We start from the raw sequence: 14,033 nt of genomic DNA, 5'->3' as shown, positions 1-14,033 counted from the left end.
CGGCCAGGTCTCGCTGCAGGCCCGGTCGGGCCGGCAGCGTGGTCAGTGAGGGAGGACGAGTTCCTCGTCGGCGGTGGTCTCGGCGGTGCCGCGCGGGCGCAGCAGGCGGGTCGCGCCGCCGGAGTGGCCGCGGTGGGTCAGACGGCGGACGATGACGTCGCCGATCAGCTGGACGGCCATCACGAGGACGACCAGCTCGGCGACGATGACCCACATGAAGGTGGTCTCGAAGCGCTGGTAGCCGTAGTTGACCGCGAGCGTGCCGAGCCCGCCGCCGCCGACGGTGCCGGCCATCGCGGAGAACCCGATCAGCGCGATGATCGTGGTGGTGACGGAGGAGACCAGAGCGGGCAGCGACTCGGGGAGCAGCACCTTGCGGACGGTGGTCCAGGTGCTGCCGCCCATCGCGTGGACGGCCTCCAGCAGCCCGCCGTCCACCTCACGCACCGAGGTCTCCACCAGCCGCGCGAAGAACGGGATGGCGCCGATGGCGAGCGGAACGGTCGCGGCCTGCCAGCCGATGGTGGTGCCGACCAGAGACCGGGTGAAGGCCTGCAGGGCCACCATCAGGATGATGAACGGCAGCGAGCGGCCGACGTTGACGATCGTGCCGAGCACCCGGTTGACCGGCATGTTCTGCAGCGCGCCGCCCTTGTCGGTGAGCACCAGCAGCAGGCCGATCGGCAGGCCGAGCAGGACGGTGGCCAGGGTGGCGACGCCGACCATCTGGAGCGTCTCCCAGGTGGCGGGCCACATCAGCTCCTGCATCTGGTCCCAGGTCATGCCACCGCTCCGTTCGTGTCCTTCAGTACGTCGACCTGCAGGCCCTGCTCGCGCAGGAAGCCGATCGGCACCACGTTGTCCTGGTGGCCGCCGGGCAGCTCGACCCGCATCCGGCCGACCATCCGGCCGGCGATGGTCTCCACGGCCGCGCCGAGGATGTTGATGTCGATCTGGTACGTCCGGGCCAGCTGGGAGACGAAGGGCCGGGCCGAGGTGTCGCCCTGGAAGGTGATCTCCAGCACGGTGTTGCCCGCGTGACCGTGGCCGAACTCGCCGAGCGGGAAGAGCTCACGGGCGAGTTCCGAGTTCTCGGTGGCGAGCAGCTCGGTCAGCGCACCGGCCTCGATCACCTTGCCGCCGCGCATCAGGGCGGCGGAGTCGCAGACGGACTTGATGACGTCCATCTCATGGGTGATCAGCAGGACGGTGAGGCCCAGCTGCTGGTTGAGGTCGCGCAGCAGGGCGAGGATCGAGCGGGTGGTCTCCGGGTCGAGGGCCGAGGTGGCCTCGTCGGAGAGCAGCACCTTGGGGTCGCCGGCCAGCGCGCGGGCGATACCGACGCGCTGCTTCTGGCCGCCGGAGAGCTGACCCGGGTAGGTGCGGGCCTTGTCGGAGAGGCCGACCAGGTCGAGCAGTTCGGCGGCCTTGCGGCGGCGCTGGGAGCGGTCGAGGCCGATGATCTCCAGCGGAAGCTCGACGTTCTCCTGGACGGTGCGCGAGGAGAGCAGGTTGAAGTGCTGGAAGACCATGCCGATACGGCGGCGGGCCTCCCGCAGTTCGCGGCCTGCGCGGTGCTCCTGGCCGGAGAGGGCGGTGAGTTCGAGCCCGTCCACGGTCACGCTGCCGGAGCTGGGCCGCTCCAGCATGTTCACGCAGCGGATGAGGGTGCTCTTGCCGGCGCCGCTGGTACCGACGACTCCGTAGACCTCGCCCTCGCGGACATGGAGGTCGACGCCGGCGAGGGCGGTGACCTCGCGGCCTCGGGACCGGTAGACCTTCGTGAGGTCCTTGGTGGTGATCACAGCTGCTTCCGATGGTCGGGGGCGGACGGCTTGTGGCCGCCGCACCTGGTGCGGTCAGCGGCATGCGGGGGCACGCCTGTGAAGGGGGATCAGGTCCGGCCATGCCTCGATCGCCGCCGAGCGGCGGGGATGTACGCGGGCATGGCTCTCACGTGTCAGAAGTGATCACGCGGGACGGCGCCGAACGGGCGGCGCGGGGTACTCGCTTCGGGGGCGCGAGGAGGGGTACGAGGGCCCTCAGCAGTGACACATTCGACAACACATGCAGAGCCCACCTGCCGGCACGGTGCCGGTGGGGATGCAGGTCGTCGTCGCAGTCATGGGTGCAAGTAAATCAGACATACGGACCGGGTCCCAGTTATCAGGACCTGATGTCCGCAATGCGGACACGACGCAGGCGTACCAAGCAGAAAAGCGCCCAGCCCGTGACGGGCCGGGCGCTTTCCGGGGTTTGCTAGGCCGTCGCCGCCAGCGGGACGTGGACGGGCTTCTCCAGGGTCACGATGCTCAGCCGGCGGCTGACCTCCCGCACGCCGCGCTGCTGGTACCCGTGGCGCGCGTACAGGCGCAGGTTGCCCAGGCTGCGGTGGCCGGTGAACAGCTCGAAGGACGTCACCGGGTACTCGGACTGCAACAGACGCTCGACGGCGTCCAGCAGGCGTCCACCCAGGCCGTGACGCTGCATCCGGGGGTGGACCACCAGGCGGCCGATCTTCGCGGTGCCGTGCTCGTCCACCCGGCCGCGGACGGTGCCGACGACCTCGTCGCCGAGCCTGGCCACCAGCACGTGCCGCTCGGCCAGTTCGGCCCGCAGGCTGTCCAGGGTCTGCGTCAGCGGCTCGATGGCCCAGTCGCCGTAGAGCTCGGCCTCGCTCTGGTAGCCGAGGTACTGGAGCTTGAGGATCTGCTCCGCGTCCTCCTCGCTCGCGACCGAGATGATCACACTCATGCCCATGTGTGGGGGCCTCCCCATCGTTAGTTCCCGGTGCACGTGAGGGTTCGCGCACCGGTTGCCCTGCCGGAGGTGTGCCCGGACGGGGATCTGCCCTGACCGGGAGTGGCGCAGCGACGTCCCCCGGCGGTCACCGGGGCCGGACCTGCGCTCACGCTCAGTATCCGGCCGGTCCGGCCATCGTCAAGAGGGACGTTCGCCACCGCTCTACCCAGCCGCCGCCTGCTCTCAACCTTCCGGCCGCCTGACGTGGTGAGCGTCACTACGAGCGTCCGCCAGCTAGTGGGCAGACGGGTAGCCCAGGGGCGCGTGGGGGCACCTCCCGGCCGAAGGCTGGGGGAGAACTGCGCGAGATCGGAAGGCGACGGCCTGTGCCCTACCGCTTCGCGCAGTTCCCCGCGCCCCTGGGCCACCCAATCCTGGTCGGGTGCTCGCCTACTGGCGGAAGCTCTATGGGCGGTGCCCCTGGAGGAGGGCGCGCAGGCAGGCCAGGCAGCGCGAGCGGGTCGGTCCGATACTGCCGCGTGGCACGCCGAGCTCGTCGGCGAGCTGCCGGTACGTCAGTTCGGGCGACTCGGCGAGGGCGGTCATCAGCTGCGGGCAGCGGCCGGGCAGCCGGGCCAGGGCCCGCCTGACGGCCCGTCGGCGCTCGGCCGCCAGCAGGTGTTCCTCGGGTGTGCGATGGCGCTGTGGGACCCGTCCCACCGGCGTCTCGACTCTCGTGTAACGCCCCGCCGCGAGCACCTCCCGGACCACGATCCCCCGGAGCCAGGCGCGCCGGTCACGCGGCAGCCCGCCGGCACGCGACCGCTCGACCACGCGCAGCCAGACCGCCTGTTCCACCTCCTCGGCATCGAGCCGGCGGCCGCGGGCCAGGACGGTCAGGAACGCGGCGAGTTCAGGGCGCAGCTCGGCTACAGGAACCACGCCCGTAATGACCGTCGATGACTCGACCGCGACACGGGGAGCGTCGGGTGACCACCCGGACGGGGCGCTCAGACGCTGGGCGGGATGTTCTGGTTGACGCGGAAGAGGTTTCCGGGGTCGTACCTGTCCTTCAGGGCGGTGAGCCGCTCGAACTTCGCCAGGCCGTAGGCCTCGAGCACGCGGCCACGGCCCTCCTGCCCGAGGAAGTTCACGTACACCCCGCCCGAGGAGTACGGCCGCATCGCGCTCCAGAACCGCCCGGTCCACGCGATGTGCTCGTCCGGCGCTCCGGTCTCCCAGCGCGAGTTGATGTTGAGCAGGCAGGGCGCCGCCCGGTGGGTGTACGCCGTGTCGTCGGCGCCAACCCTGGCGATGGCGCCGCCGAGGAAGGCGAGCTCGATGCCCGAGAGCGGGGAGCTGATCCGGGCGACGTGGTCGGCGATGGTCTCGATGGCGGCGCCGTTCAGCACGGTCAGGTACTCCGCCTTCCAGTGGTTGAGCGCACCCGGGCCCCAGCCGGAGTCGAGCATCCGCTGCCAGACGACGTACGGCCGGGTCTGCACGGTGTCGGCCAGCGCGCCCTTCCATCCCCGCAGCGGCGCCAGCACGCTCACGCCCCGGTCGGGCGGCCCCGCCCAGCACATCCCGACCCGGACCACCGGGGTGCCGTGCACCTCGGCGGGCAGGAAGGGCGCCGCCGGGGCGGTGCTGAGGACGCAGGACACGAACAGCTCGTCGGGCGCGCCCGCGAGGTGGTCGCGCACCGCGCTCAGCACCTCGGGCAACCGCTCGGCCGGCAGGAAGACCGCGCCGCAGAGCACCTGCCGCCCGACCGGGTGCAGGCGGTAGGTGAAGGAGGTGACGATGCCGAAGTTGCCGCCACCGCCGCGGATGCCCCAGAAGAGGTCCGGGTGCTGCTCGCTGCTGGCCGTGACCAGCTTGCCGTCGGCCGTGACCACATCGGCCTCCAGCAGGTTGTCGCAGGCCAGGCCGTACGCGCGGCTCAGCCAGCCGAAGCCGCCGCCGAGGGTGAAGCCCGCGATGCCGGTGCTCGACATCAGGCAGCCTGGCGTCGCCAACGAGAAGGCCTGGGTCTCGTGGTCGAAGTCGCCCCAGGTGACGCCGGGCTGGGCCCGGGCCGTCCACCGCGCGGCGTCGACCCGCACGCCCTTCATCGGGGAGAGGTCGATCACCAGGCCGCCGTCGCAGACCCCGAGTCCGGCGATGTTGTGGCCACCGCCCCGGACGGCGGTCAGCAGCCCGTACCGGCGGGCCATCTCGACGGCGCGGAGCACGTCGGCGGTGCCGGTGCAGCGGGCGATCACGTCCGGCCGCCGGTCGATCGCGCCGTTCCACACCGCCCTGGCCCTGTCGTACTCGGGATCCCCCGGAACGATGACCTGCCCGCGAAAGCCCCGACGGAGAGCCACCGCCGTCTTGGCGTTCATGCCCCCAGTATCGGCCAACGGGCCCACCCGTCACGACGGGCCAACCCATAGGGGCGCGTGGGGGCACCTCCCGGCCGAAGGCTGGGGGAGAACTGCGCGCAGCGGAAGAGCACAGGCCGTCGCCTTCCGAACTCGCGCAGCTCCCCGCGCCCCTGGGACACCCGAACCAGATCAGGTGTCCTCAGTGCTGGGTCCACTCGTGCTGGGTGGCAAGGTCGGCCTTGATTTCTGCCAGCTGGGTGGCGACGGCGCTCGGGGCGGTGCCGCCGCGGCCGTTGCGGGAGGCGATCGCGCCGTGGACGCTGAGCACGGAGCGGACCTCGGGGGTGAGGTGCTCGGAGATCTCGGCGAACTGCTGGTCCGTCAGGTCGGACAGCTCGATGCCCTGGCCCTCGCAGACCTTGACGCAGGCGCCGGCCACCTCGTGCGCGACCCGGAACGGCACGCCCTGCTTGACCAGCCACTCGGCGATGTCGGTGGCGAGCGAGAACCCGGCCGGGGCCAGCTCCTCCAGCCGCTCCCGGTGCACGGTGAGGGTGGCCATCATGCCGGTGAAGGCCGGCAGCAGCACCTCAAGCGTGTCGCAGGAGTCGAAGACCGGCTCCTTGTCCTCCTGCAGGTCGCGGTTGTACGCGAGCGGCAGCGCCTTCAGCGTCGCCAGCAGGCCGGTGAGGTTGCCGATCAGGCGGCCGGACTTGCCCCGCGCCAGCTCGGCGATGTCCGGGTTCTTCTTCTGCGGCATGATCGAGGAGCCCGTGGAGAAGGCGTCGTGCAGCGTGATGAAGCCGAACTCCTTGGTGTTCCAGATGATCACCTCCTCCGCGATGCGGGAGAGGTTGATCCCGATCATCGCCGTCACGAAGGCGAACTCGGCGACGAAGTCCCGCGAGGCCGTGCCGTCGATCGAGTTGCCGGCCGAACCGTGCTCGAAGCCGAGCTCGGCGGCCACCGCCTCCGGGTCCAGGCCCAGCGAGGACCCGGCGAGCGCGCCGGAGCCGTACGGCGAAACGGCCGTCCGGGCGTCCCACTGGCGCAGCCGCTCGGCGTCCCGGCCGAGGGCCTGCACGTGCGCGAGGACGTGGTGGGCGAAGAGGACGGGCTGCGCGTGCTGGAGGTGGGTACGGCCCGGCATGGCGGTGTCGGGGTGCGCCTCGGCAAGGCCGACCAGCGCGTGCTGGAGGTCCAGGATCAGCCCGCCGATGATCTTCGCGTGGTCCCGCAGGTACATCCGGAAGAGCGTGGCGATCTGGTCGTTGCGCGAGCGACCGGCCCGCAGCTTGCCACCCAGATCCGGGCCGAGCCGCTCCAGCAGGCCGCGCTCCAGCGCGGTGTGCACGTCCTCGTCGGCGATCGTGCCGGTGAGGGCGCCCGACTCGACGTCCGCGAGCAGCTGGTCGAGCCCGGCCAGCATGCCGGCCAGCTCCTCGTCGCTCAGCAGCCCGGCCTTGTGCAGGACCCGGGCGTGCGCCTTGGAGCCGGCGATGTCGTACGGCGCCAGGCGCCAGTCGAAGTGCACCGAGGCGGAGAGCTTGGCCAGCGCCTCGGAGGGGCCGTCGGCGAAGCGGGCGCCCCAGAGGCGTACGTCTGCGGTCTGGTCGGACGACATCGCGTTGGCTCCTTGCTGGGTAGGGGGAGGTCCCGGCTGCGCAGCTGCAGCCGGGACCGGGAGGGGTACGGCTCAGGCCAGGTCGCGCCGGGCCGCGATCTTCGAGGACATGCCGAAGATCTCGATGAAGCCCTTGGACATCGACTGGTCGAAGGTGTCGCCGGTGTCGTACGTCGCCAGGTTGAAGTCGTACAGCGACTGGTCGGACTTGCGGCCGTTGACGACGGCGCGGCCGCCGTGCAGGACCATCCGGATCTCGCCCGTGACGTGCTGGTTGGCCTCGTTGATGAAGCCGTCCAGGGCGCGCTTGAGCGGGGAGAACCAGAGGCCGTCGTAGACCAGCTCGGCCCAGCGCTGCTCGACCTGCCGCTTGTAGCGGGCCAGCTCGCGCTCGACGGTGACGTTCTCCAGGGCCTGGTGGGCGGTGATCAGGGCGATCGCGCCGGGGGCCTCGTAGATCTCGCGGGACTTGATGCCGACGAGCCGGTCCTCGACCATGTCCAGGCGGCCGATGCCCTGGGCGCCGGCCCGCTTGTTGAGCTCCTCGATGGCCTGCAGGACGGTCACCTTGCGGCCGTCGATGGCGACCGGGACGCCGGCCTCGAAGGTGATGACGACGGTGTCGGCCTCGCGCGGCTGCGCCGGGTCCTGCGTGTACTCGTAGACGTCCTCGATCGGGGCGTTCCAGATGTCCTCCAGGAAGCCCGTCTCGACGGCGCGACCGAAGACGTTCTGGTCGATCGAGTACGGGTTCTTCTTGGTGGTGACGATCGGGAGGTTCTTGGCCTCGGCGAAGGCGATCGCCTTGTCCCGGGTCATCGCGTAGTCGCGGACCGGGGCGATGCACTTCAGCTCGGGGGCCAGCGACTGGATGCCGACCTCGAAGCGGACCTGGTCGTTGCCCTTGCCGGTGCAGCCGTGGGCGACGGTGGTGGCGCCGTGCTTCTTCGCGGCGGCGACCAGGTGCTTGACGATCGCCGGGCGGGAGAGCGCGGAGACCAGCGGATACTGGCCCTGGTAGAGGGCGTTGGCCTTCAGCGCCGGGAGGCAGTACTCGTCGGCGAACTCCTCGCGGGCGTCCGCGACCTCGGCCTCGACGGCGCCGCAGTCCAGCGCGCGCCGGCGGATCGCGTCGAGGTCCTCGCCACCCTGGCCGACGTCGACGGCGACGGCGATGACCTCGGCGCCCGTCTCCTCGGCGATCCAGCCGATGCAGACGGACGTGTCCAGACCGCCCGAGTAGGCGAGTACGACGCGCTCGGTCACGGCTTTCTCCTTCACAACAGTGCGAACAGGGTTACGGCGATAGGCATAAGTATGCACTACACCGTATGAAACTCAAAACAGTCTGCGGTGGCCGGTCTACTGGGTCTTCGCCTGTGCCAGCTGCATCAGGTGGTCGGCCAGCGCCTGGCCGCCGAACGGATCGCGGCTGATCAGCAGCACGGTGTCGTCACCGGCGATGGTGCCGATGATCTCGAACACCTCGGCGGCATCGATGGCCGAGGCCAGGAACTGGGCCGCACCGGGCGGCGTGCGCAGCACCACGAGGTTGCCCGAGGCGGTGGCCGAGACCATCAGCTCGCCGGCCAGCCGGGCCATCCGCCCCTCGCTGGCCGACTCCCCCATCGGGGCACGCGGCGTACGGTCACCGCCCTCGGCCGGGACGGCGTAGATGAGCGCGCCGTCCCGGTTACGGATCTTCACCGCGCCCAGCTCGTCCAGGTCCCGCGAGAGGGTGGCCTGCGTGACCACCAGTCCGTCGTCGGCGAGCAGCTTGGCGAGCTGGCTCTGGGAACGGACGGGCTGACGGGTCAACAGGTCCACGATCCGCCGGTGGCGCGCGGTGCGGGTCTGCGGGACCTGCGGCGTCGGACCGGCGGCGGGCTGGTCGGCGTGGGGTGCGGTCATATTGATAATTCTCCCGGACTACGCTCGGCTGTTCGCGCCGGGGGCCGACTCACGCACGCTGCGCAGGATCCCCGGCAGCGCGGCCAGGAACTGGTCCGCCTCCGCGGAGGTGAGCACCAGCGGCGGCACCAGCCGTACGGCGTCCGGAACGGCCGCGTTCACCAGGAAGCCGGCCTCCTGGGCCGCCGCCTGGATCTGCGCCGAAACGGGCTCGTTGAGCACGATCCCGAGCAGCAGCCCGGCGCCCCGGACGTGGCTGACCAGCGGGTCGCCGATCGCCTCGATGCCGCTGCGCAGCTGCTCGCCGACCTTCTGCACGTGCTCCAGCAGGCCGTCGGCCTCGATGGTGTCGAGCACGGCCAGTGCCGCCGCCGCGACCACCGGGTTTCCGCCGAAGGTGGTGCCGTGGTGGCCCGGCTGCAGCAGCTCGGCGGCCTCGCCGAAGGCGACGGCGGCGCCGATGGGCAGCCCGCCGCCGAGACCCTTGGCGAGCGTGACGACATCCGGCTCGACGCCCTCGTACGCCTGGTGGGCGAACCAGTGGCCGGTCCGGCCGATGCCGGTCTGCACCTCGTCCAGGACCAGCAGCGTGCCGGTCGCCCGGGTGATCTCGCGGGCCGCCTTCAGGTAGCCGTCCGGGAGGGGGATGGCACCGTTCTCGCCCTGGATGGGCTCCAGGAACACGGCGGCGGTCTCGGTGGTGACGGCCGCGCGCAGCGCCTCGACGTCGCCGAACGGGACGTGCGTGACGTCGCCGGGCAGCGGGCGGAACGGGTCCTGCTTGGCGGGCTGGGCGGTGAGTGCGAGGGCGCCCATGGTCCGGCCGTGGAAGCCGCCCTCGAGGGAGACCAGGTGGGTGCGGCCGGTCCGCCGGCTGATCTTGAAGGCGGCCTCGTTGGCCTCGGCGCCGGAGTTGCAGAAGAAGACCCGGCCCTCGCGGCCCGACAGCCGGATCAGCCGCTCGGCCAGCTTCACGGTCGGCTCGGCGATGAAGAGGTTGGAGACGTGGCCGAGCTCGCCGATCTGCCGGGTGACCGCCTCGACGACCGCCGGGTGGGCGGTGCCGAGCGCGTTGACGGCGATGCCGCCGACGAAGTCGACGTACTCCTTGCCGTCGGCGTCCCAGAGCTTCGCGCCGGCGCCGCGCACCAGCGGGATCCGGGGCGTGCCGTAGTTGTTCATCAGCGAGTGCTGCCACCGCTGGGTGAGTTCGGTGTTGCCCGTCATGCCAGTCCCCCGGTCACGATCGTGTCGTCGTCCGGCACGACCATCGTGCCGATGCCTTCGTCGGTGAAGATCTCCAGCAGCAGGGAGTGCTGCACCCGGCCGTCCAGGACACGGGCGGTGTGCACCCCCGAGCGGACGGCGCGCAGGCAGCCCTCCATCTTGGGGAGCATGCCGGTCGCCAGCGTGGGCAGCATCTCCTCCAGCTCGGCCGCGCTGAGCTGGCTGATCACGTCGTCGGAGTTCGGCCAGTCGGCGTACAGGCCCTCGACGTCGGTGAGGACGACCAGCATCTCCGCGCCGAGCGCGACCGCGAGCGCGGAGGCGGCGGTGTCGGCGTTGATGTTGTAGACGTGGCCGTCGGCGCCCCGGGCGATCGAGGAGATGACCGGGATCCGGCCGTCCCCGATCAACGCCTTCACGGCGCCGGCCTCGATGTTGACGATGTCACCGACCAGGCCGATGTCCACCTGCTCGCCGTCCACGACCGCGTACCGCTTGACGGCGGTCATGGTGTGCGCGTCCTCGCCGGTCATGCCGACCGCGAACGGGCCGTGCTCGTTGAGCAGGCCGACCAGCTCTCGCTGCACCTGGCCGGCCAGCACCATCCTGACCACGTCCATGGTCTCGGGGGTGGTGACCCGCAGCCCGTTGGTGAAGGAGGACTGGAGGCCGAGCTTGTCCAGCTGCGCGCTGATCTGCGGGCCGCCGCCGTGGACGACCACCGGGTGCAGGCCTGCGTAGCGCAGGAAGACCACGTCCTGGGCGAAGGCCGCCTTGAGCGACTCGTCGACCATGGCGTTGCCACCGAACTTGATCACCACGGTCTTGCCGTGGAAGCGCTCCAGCCACGGGAGCGCCTCGATCAGGGTGAGGGCCTTGGGCAACGCGGTGTTGTTGCGGGCCTGTTCGCCCTTGGGTGCGATCTGCACGATGTCCTCTGACTGTCAGGTCTCAAGTCTCAGGTGGAGTAGGCGCTGTTCTCGTGCACGTAGTCGGCGGTGAGGTCGTTGGTCCACACCGTGGCACTCGCCTGACCCGCGTTCAGGTCGGCGGTGATGACCACCTCACGGCCCGTCATGTCGACCAGGTCGCGGTCCTCGCCGACGCTGCCGCTCTTGCAGACCCAGACGCCGTTGATGGCGACGTCCAGCCGGTCGGGGTCGAAGGCGGCCTTGGTGGTGCCGATCGCGGCCAGCACCCGGCCCCAGTTCGGGTCCTCGCCGTGGAGGGCGCACTTGAGCAGGTTGTTCCGGGCGACGACGCGGGCGACGTCCACCGCCTCCTCCTCGGTGGCGGCGCCGGTGATGTCGATCCGGATGTCCTTGCTGGCACCCTCGGCGTCGCCGATCAGCTGCCGCGCCAGGTCGGCGCAGACCGTACGGACGGCCTCGGCGAACTCGCCCTGGTCGGGGGTGACTTCGGACGCGCCCGAGGCCAGCAGCAGCACGGTGTCGTTGGTCGACATGCAGCCGTCGGAGTCGATCCGGTCGAAGGTGGTGCGGGTCGAGGCGCGCAGCGCGGCGTCCAGGGCCGGCGCCTCCACGGCGGCGTCCGTGGTGAGGACCACCAGCATGGTGGCGAGGCCGGGTGCGAGCATCCCCGCGCCCTTGGCCATACCGCCGACCGTCCAGCCGGCGCCGCTGCTCACCTGCGCGGTCTTGTGCACGGTGTCGGTGGTCTTGATGGCGATCGCGGCGGCCTCGCCGCCGTCCGTGCCGAGCGCCTGGGCGGCCTGCTCCACGCCGGGCAGCAGGATGTCCATCGGGAGGCGCACGCCGATCAGGCCGGTGGACGCGACGGCGACCTCGCCGGCGTTCAGCTTGAGCTCCTCGGCGACCTTCTCGGCCGTCGCGTGGGTGTCCTGGAATCCTCCGGTGCCCGTACAGGCGTTGGCACCACCGGAGTTGAGAACGACGGCCGAGACCTGCCCACCCTTGAGGACCTGCTCCGACCAGAGGACGGGGGCGGCCTTGACCCGGTTCGAGGTGAAGACGCCGGCGGCGGCCAGCGAGGGGCCGTCGTTGACGACGAGGGCGAGGTCGGGGGTGCCCGACGCCTTGATGCCCGCGGTGACCCCCGAGGCGCGGAAGCCCTTTGCCGCCGTGACGCCGATGCTCTGGTTCTCTGTCACGGTGCGACTCCGTTCATGGGGAGGCCCAGCTCTTCGGGCAGGCCAAGGGCGATGTTCATGCTCTGCACCGCGCCGCCGGCGGTGCCCTTCACCAGGTTGTCGATCGCGCTGATCGCGATGATCCGCCCGGCGTGCTCGTCCAGGGCGACCTGAATGAGCGCGGCGTTGGAGCCGTAGACCGAGCTGGTCTGCGGCCACTGCCCCTCGGGCAGCAGGTGGACGAAGGGCTCGCCCGCGAGGGCCTCCTGGTACGCCGCGCGCAGCGCCTCCGCGGTGACGCCGGGCTTGGCCTTCGCGCTGCAGGTGGCGAGGATGCCGCGGGGCATCGGGGCGAGGGTCGGGGTGAAGGAGACGGTGACCGGCTCCCCCGCGACCGGGCCGAGGTTCTGCGCCATCTCGGGCGTGTGCCGGTGGCCGCCGCCGACGCCGTACGGGCTCATCGAGCCCATGACCTCACTGCCGAGCAGGTGCGCCTTGACCGCCTTGCCGGCGCCGGAGGTGCCGGAGGCCGCCACGATCACCGCCTCGGGCTCCGCCAGCTTCGCCGCGTACGCCGGGAAGAGGGCGAGCGAGACGGCCGTCGGGTAGCAGCCGGGGACGGCGATGCGCTTGGTGCCCTTGAGCGCGGCCCGGTGACCGGGCAGCTCGGGCAGGCCGTAGGGCCAGGTGCCCGCGTGCGGCGAACCGTAGAACTTCTCCCAGGTCGCGGCATCCTTGAGCCGGAAGTCGGCGCCGCAGTCGACCACGAGGACGTCCTCGCCGAGCGCCTCCGCCACGGCGGCGGACTGGCCGTGCGGCAGCCCGAGGAACACGATGTCGTGCCCGGCGAGCACCTCGGGCGTCGTCGGCTCGAGCACCCGGTCCGCCAGCGGCAGCAGGTGCGGCTGCAAGGTCCCGAATCTCGCCCCGGCGTTCGAGCCCCCGGTCAGCGCACCGATCTCGATCTCGGGATGCCCGAGCAGCAGGCGCAGAACCTCACCGCCCGCGTACCCGCTGGCGCCGGCGACGGCAACTCGCAAAGCCATGACGTTTCCTCCTAGGGCTTGGCATGAATATACGCACCACGGAACATTCATGCAAGGAGCTTCGGAACTGCTGTCGGAGCGGGCGGTACCCTCGTCCCATGGACCAGGTACGCCTCGCCAACCTTGCGCACCTGCGCCGGGCGCGGGATCTGATCGACCGGGAGTATGCGCGACCGCTCGACGTGCCGACAGTGGCTCGCCACGCGCTGATGTCGCCGGGGCACTTCTCCCGGGCCTTTCGGGCGGCCTACGGCGAGACGCCGTACAGCTACCTCATGACCCGGCGGGTCGAGCGGGCGATGGCGCTGCTGCGCGCGGGCATGAGTGTGACCGACGCGTGCATGGCGGTCGGCTGCACCTCCCTCGGCTCGTTCAGCTCGCGGTTCACCGAGGTCGTGGGGATGACGCCGAGCGCGTACCGGGCCCAGGAGCACCATGCCGTGCTGGCGATGCCCGCGTGCGTGGCCAAGGTGCGCACCCGGCCGACCAGGGACCAACCGATCAGGATTGAAGAAGCGGTCCGCGCGGCCGCCACCTAGCGTTGGCTCCATGAGCATCTCACTCCAGTACTGCCACATCACCGTCAACGAGCTCGACGAGTCGCTCGCCTTCTACCGTGACGCGCTCGGCCTTGAGGCGCGCAACGACGTCGCCTCGGGCGGGTTCCGCTGGGTCACCCTGGGCACCGCGTCCCAGCCGGACCTCGAGATCGTGCTCTCCGAGCCGCACGCCGGCCGGTCCCAGGCCGACGGCGACGCCCTGCAGGAGCTGCTGACCAAGGGGGTCCTGCCGATGATCGTGTTCCGCACCGACGATCTCGACGCGACCTTCGAGAAGGTGAGGGCCAGCGGCGCCGAGGTGCTGCAGGAGCCCATCGACCAGCCCTGGGGCCCGCGCGACTGCGCGTTCCGGGACCCCTCGGGCAACATGGTGCGCATCTCGCAGGCGCCCAAGGCCTAGGCGCCGCGAGCACTCGGCTCCCGCGCGTTGCCGACACCGGG

At 71.2% G+C, this 14,033-nt stretch carries 14 protein-coding genes; 2 read left to right on the top strand and 12 right to left on the bottom strand.

Going from position 1 to position 14,033, the window contains the following annotated elements; all coding sequences use genetic code 11:
- Positions 1-42: 42 nt before the first annotated feature.
- From FB465_RS30025 to argC, 12 genes are all read right to left on the bottom strand, one after another.
- Positions 43-783, bottom strand: a complete 741-nt coding sequence (locus FB465_RS30025; RefSeq protein WP_145795597.1) for a methionine ABC transporter permease — start codon at positions 781-783, stop codon at positions 43-45.
- Entirely contained in the window at positions 780-1,805 is a 1,026-nt protein-coding gene (locus tag FB465_RS30020; protein ID WP_145795595.1) for a methionine ABC transporter ATP-binding protein, read from the bottom strand. Before FB465_RS30020 ends, FB465_RS30025 begins: the two co-directional genes overlap by 4 nt.
- A gap of 454 nt (positions 1,806-2,259) precedes the next feature.
- Positions 2,260-2,760, bottom strand: a complete 501-nt coding sequence (locus FB465_RS30015) for a GNAT family N-acetyltransferase (RefSeq protein WP_145795593.1) — start codon at positions 2,758-2,760, stop codon at positions 2,260-2,262.
- A 447-nt stretch (positions 2,761-3,207) separates the two neighbouring features.
- Positions 3,208-3,684 carry an RNA polymerase sigma factor gene (locus tag FB465_RS30010; RefSeq protein ID WP_246192921.1) on the bottom strand — a complete coding sequence of 159 codons (477 nt, stop codon included), beginning with the start codon at positions 3,682-3,684 and terminating at the stop codon, positions 3,208-3,210.
- A gap of 68 nt (positions 3,685-3,752) precedes the next feature.
- Positions 3,753-5,132: an FAD-binding oxidoreductase gene (locus FB465_RS30005; RefSeq protein WP_145795591.1), complete on the bottom strand. Its 1,380-nt coding sequence runs from the start codon at positions 5,130-5,132 to the stop codon at positions 3,753-3,755.
- A 181-nt stretch (positions 5,133-5,313) separates the two neighbouring features.
- Positions 5,314-6,738, bottom strand: coding sequence for an argininosuccinate lyase (argH, locus tag FB465_RS30000; protein WP_145795589.1), 1,425 nt, complete (start codon positions 6,736-6,738; stop codon positions 5,314-5,316).
- Between the two features lie 72 nt (positions 6,739-6,810).
- Positions 6,811-8,004, bottom strand: coding sequence for an argininosuccinate synthase (locus FB465_RS29995; RefSeq protein WP_145795587.1), 1,194 nt, complete (start codon positions 8,002-8,004; stop codon positions 6,811-6,813).
- Positions 8,005-8,100: 96 nt separating this feature from the next.
- Positions 8,101-8,649 carry an arginine repressor gene (locus FB465_RS29990; RefSeq protein ID WP_145795586.1) on the bottom strand — a complete coding sequence of 183 codons (549 nt, stop codon included), beginning with the start codon at positions 8,647-8,649 and terminating at the stop codon, positions 8,101-8,103.
- A gap of 18 nt (positions 8,650-8,667) precedes the next feature.
- Complete coding sequence (locus FB465_RS29985) at positions 8,668-9,876, bottom strand: acetylornithine transaminase (protein ID WP_145795584.1); 1,209 nt, start codon at positions 9,874-9,876, stop codon at positions 8,668-8,670.
- Positions 9,873-10,805: an acetylglutamate kinase gene (gene argB, locus FB465_RS29980; RefSeq protein WP_145795583.1), complete on the bottom strand. Its 933-nt coding sequence runs from the start codon at positions 10,803-10,805 to the stop codon at positions 9,873-9,875. Before argB ends, FB465_RS29985 begins: the two co-directional genes overlap by 4 nt.
- 29 nt (positions 10,806-10,834) lie before the next feature.
- Positions 10,835-11,989, bottom strand: coding sequence for a bifunctional glutamate N-acetyltransferase/amino-acid acetyltransferase ArgJ (gene argJ / locus FB465_RS29975; RefSeq protein ID WP_145797674.1), 1,155 nt, complete (start codon positions 11,987-11,989; stop codon positions 10,835-10,837).
- 14 nt (positions 11,990-12,003) lie between these two features.
- Positions 12,004-13,032, bottom strand: coding sequence for an N-acetyl-gamma-glutamyl-phosphate reductase (argC, locus tag FB465_RS29970; RefSeq protein ID WP_145795581.1), 1,029 nt, complete (start codon positions 13,030-13,032; stop codon positions 12,004-12,006).
- Positions 13,033-13,130: 98 nt separating this feature from the next.
- Here argC and FB465_RS29965 point away from each other — a divergent pair, with 98 nt between their 5' ends.
- Both FB465_RS29965 and FB465_RS29960 read left to right on the top strand, forming a co-directional pair.
- A complete protein-coding gene (locus FB465_RS29965; protein ID WP_145795580.1) occupies positions 13,131-13,571 on the top strand; it encodes a helix-turn-helix transcriptional regulator in 441 nt (146 codons plus the stop codon).
- 10 nt (positions 13,572-13,581) lie between these two features.
- On the top strand, positions 13,582-13,992 hold the full coding sequence (locus tag FB465_RS29960) for a VOC family protein (protein ID WP_145795578.1): 411 nt from the start codon (positions 13,582-13,584) through the stop codon (positions 13,990-13,992).
- The last annotated feature ends 41 nt before the right edge of the window (positions 13,993-14,033 follow it).

This window comes from Kitasatospora atroaurantiaca (assembly GCF_007828955.1).
Lineage (GTDB): Bacteria > Actinomycetota > Actinomycetes > Streptomycetales > Streptomycetaceae > Kitasatospora > Kitasatospora atroaurantiaca.
The sequence above is the reverse complement of the archived record's forward strand: the minus strand, read 5'-3'. Positions and strand labels throughout refer to the sequence as shown.

Excerpts from the sequence above, each read along its gene's own strand:
- FB465_RS30015 (WP_145795593.1), bottom strand. The coding sequence starts at position 2,760 with ATGGGCATGAGTGTGATCATCTCGGTCGCGAGCGAGGAGGACGCGGAG.
- FB465_RS30025 (WP_145795597.1), bottom strand. The coding sequence starts at position 783 with ATGACCTGGGACCAGATGCAGGAGCTGATGTGGCCCGCCACCTGGGAG.
- FB465_RS30005 (WP_145795591.1), bottom strand. The coding sequence starts at position 5,132 with ATGAACGCCAAGACGGCGGTGGCTCTCCGTCGGGGCTTTCGCGGGCAG.
- FB465_RS29990 (WP_145795586.1), bottom strand. The coding sequence starts at position 8,649 with ATGACCGCACCCCACGCCGACCAGCCCGCCGCCGGTCCGACGCCGCAG.
- argC (WP_145795581.1), bottom strand. The coding sequence starts at position 13,032 with ATGGCTTTGCGAGTTGCCGTCGCCGGCGCCAGCGGGTACGCGGGCGGT.
- FB465_RS29965 (WP_145795580.1), top strand. The coding sequence starts at position 13,131 with ATGGACCAGGTACGCCTCGCCAACCTTGCGCACCTGCGCCGGGCGCGG.
- argH (WP_145795589.1), bottom strand. The coding sequence starts at position 6,738 with ATGTCGTCCGACCAGACCGCAGACGTACGCCTCTGGGGCGCCCGCTTC.
- FB465_RS29960 (WP_145795578.1), top strand. The coding sequence starts at position 13,582 with ATGAGCATCTCACTCCAGTACTGCCACATCACCGTCAACGAGCTCGAC.
- FB465_RS29985 (WP_145795584.1), bottom strand. The coding sequence starts at position 9,876 with ATGACGGGCAACACCGAACTCACCCAGCGGTGGCAGCACTCGCTGATG.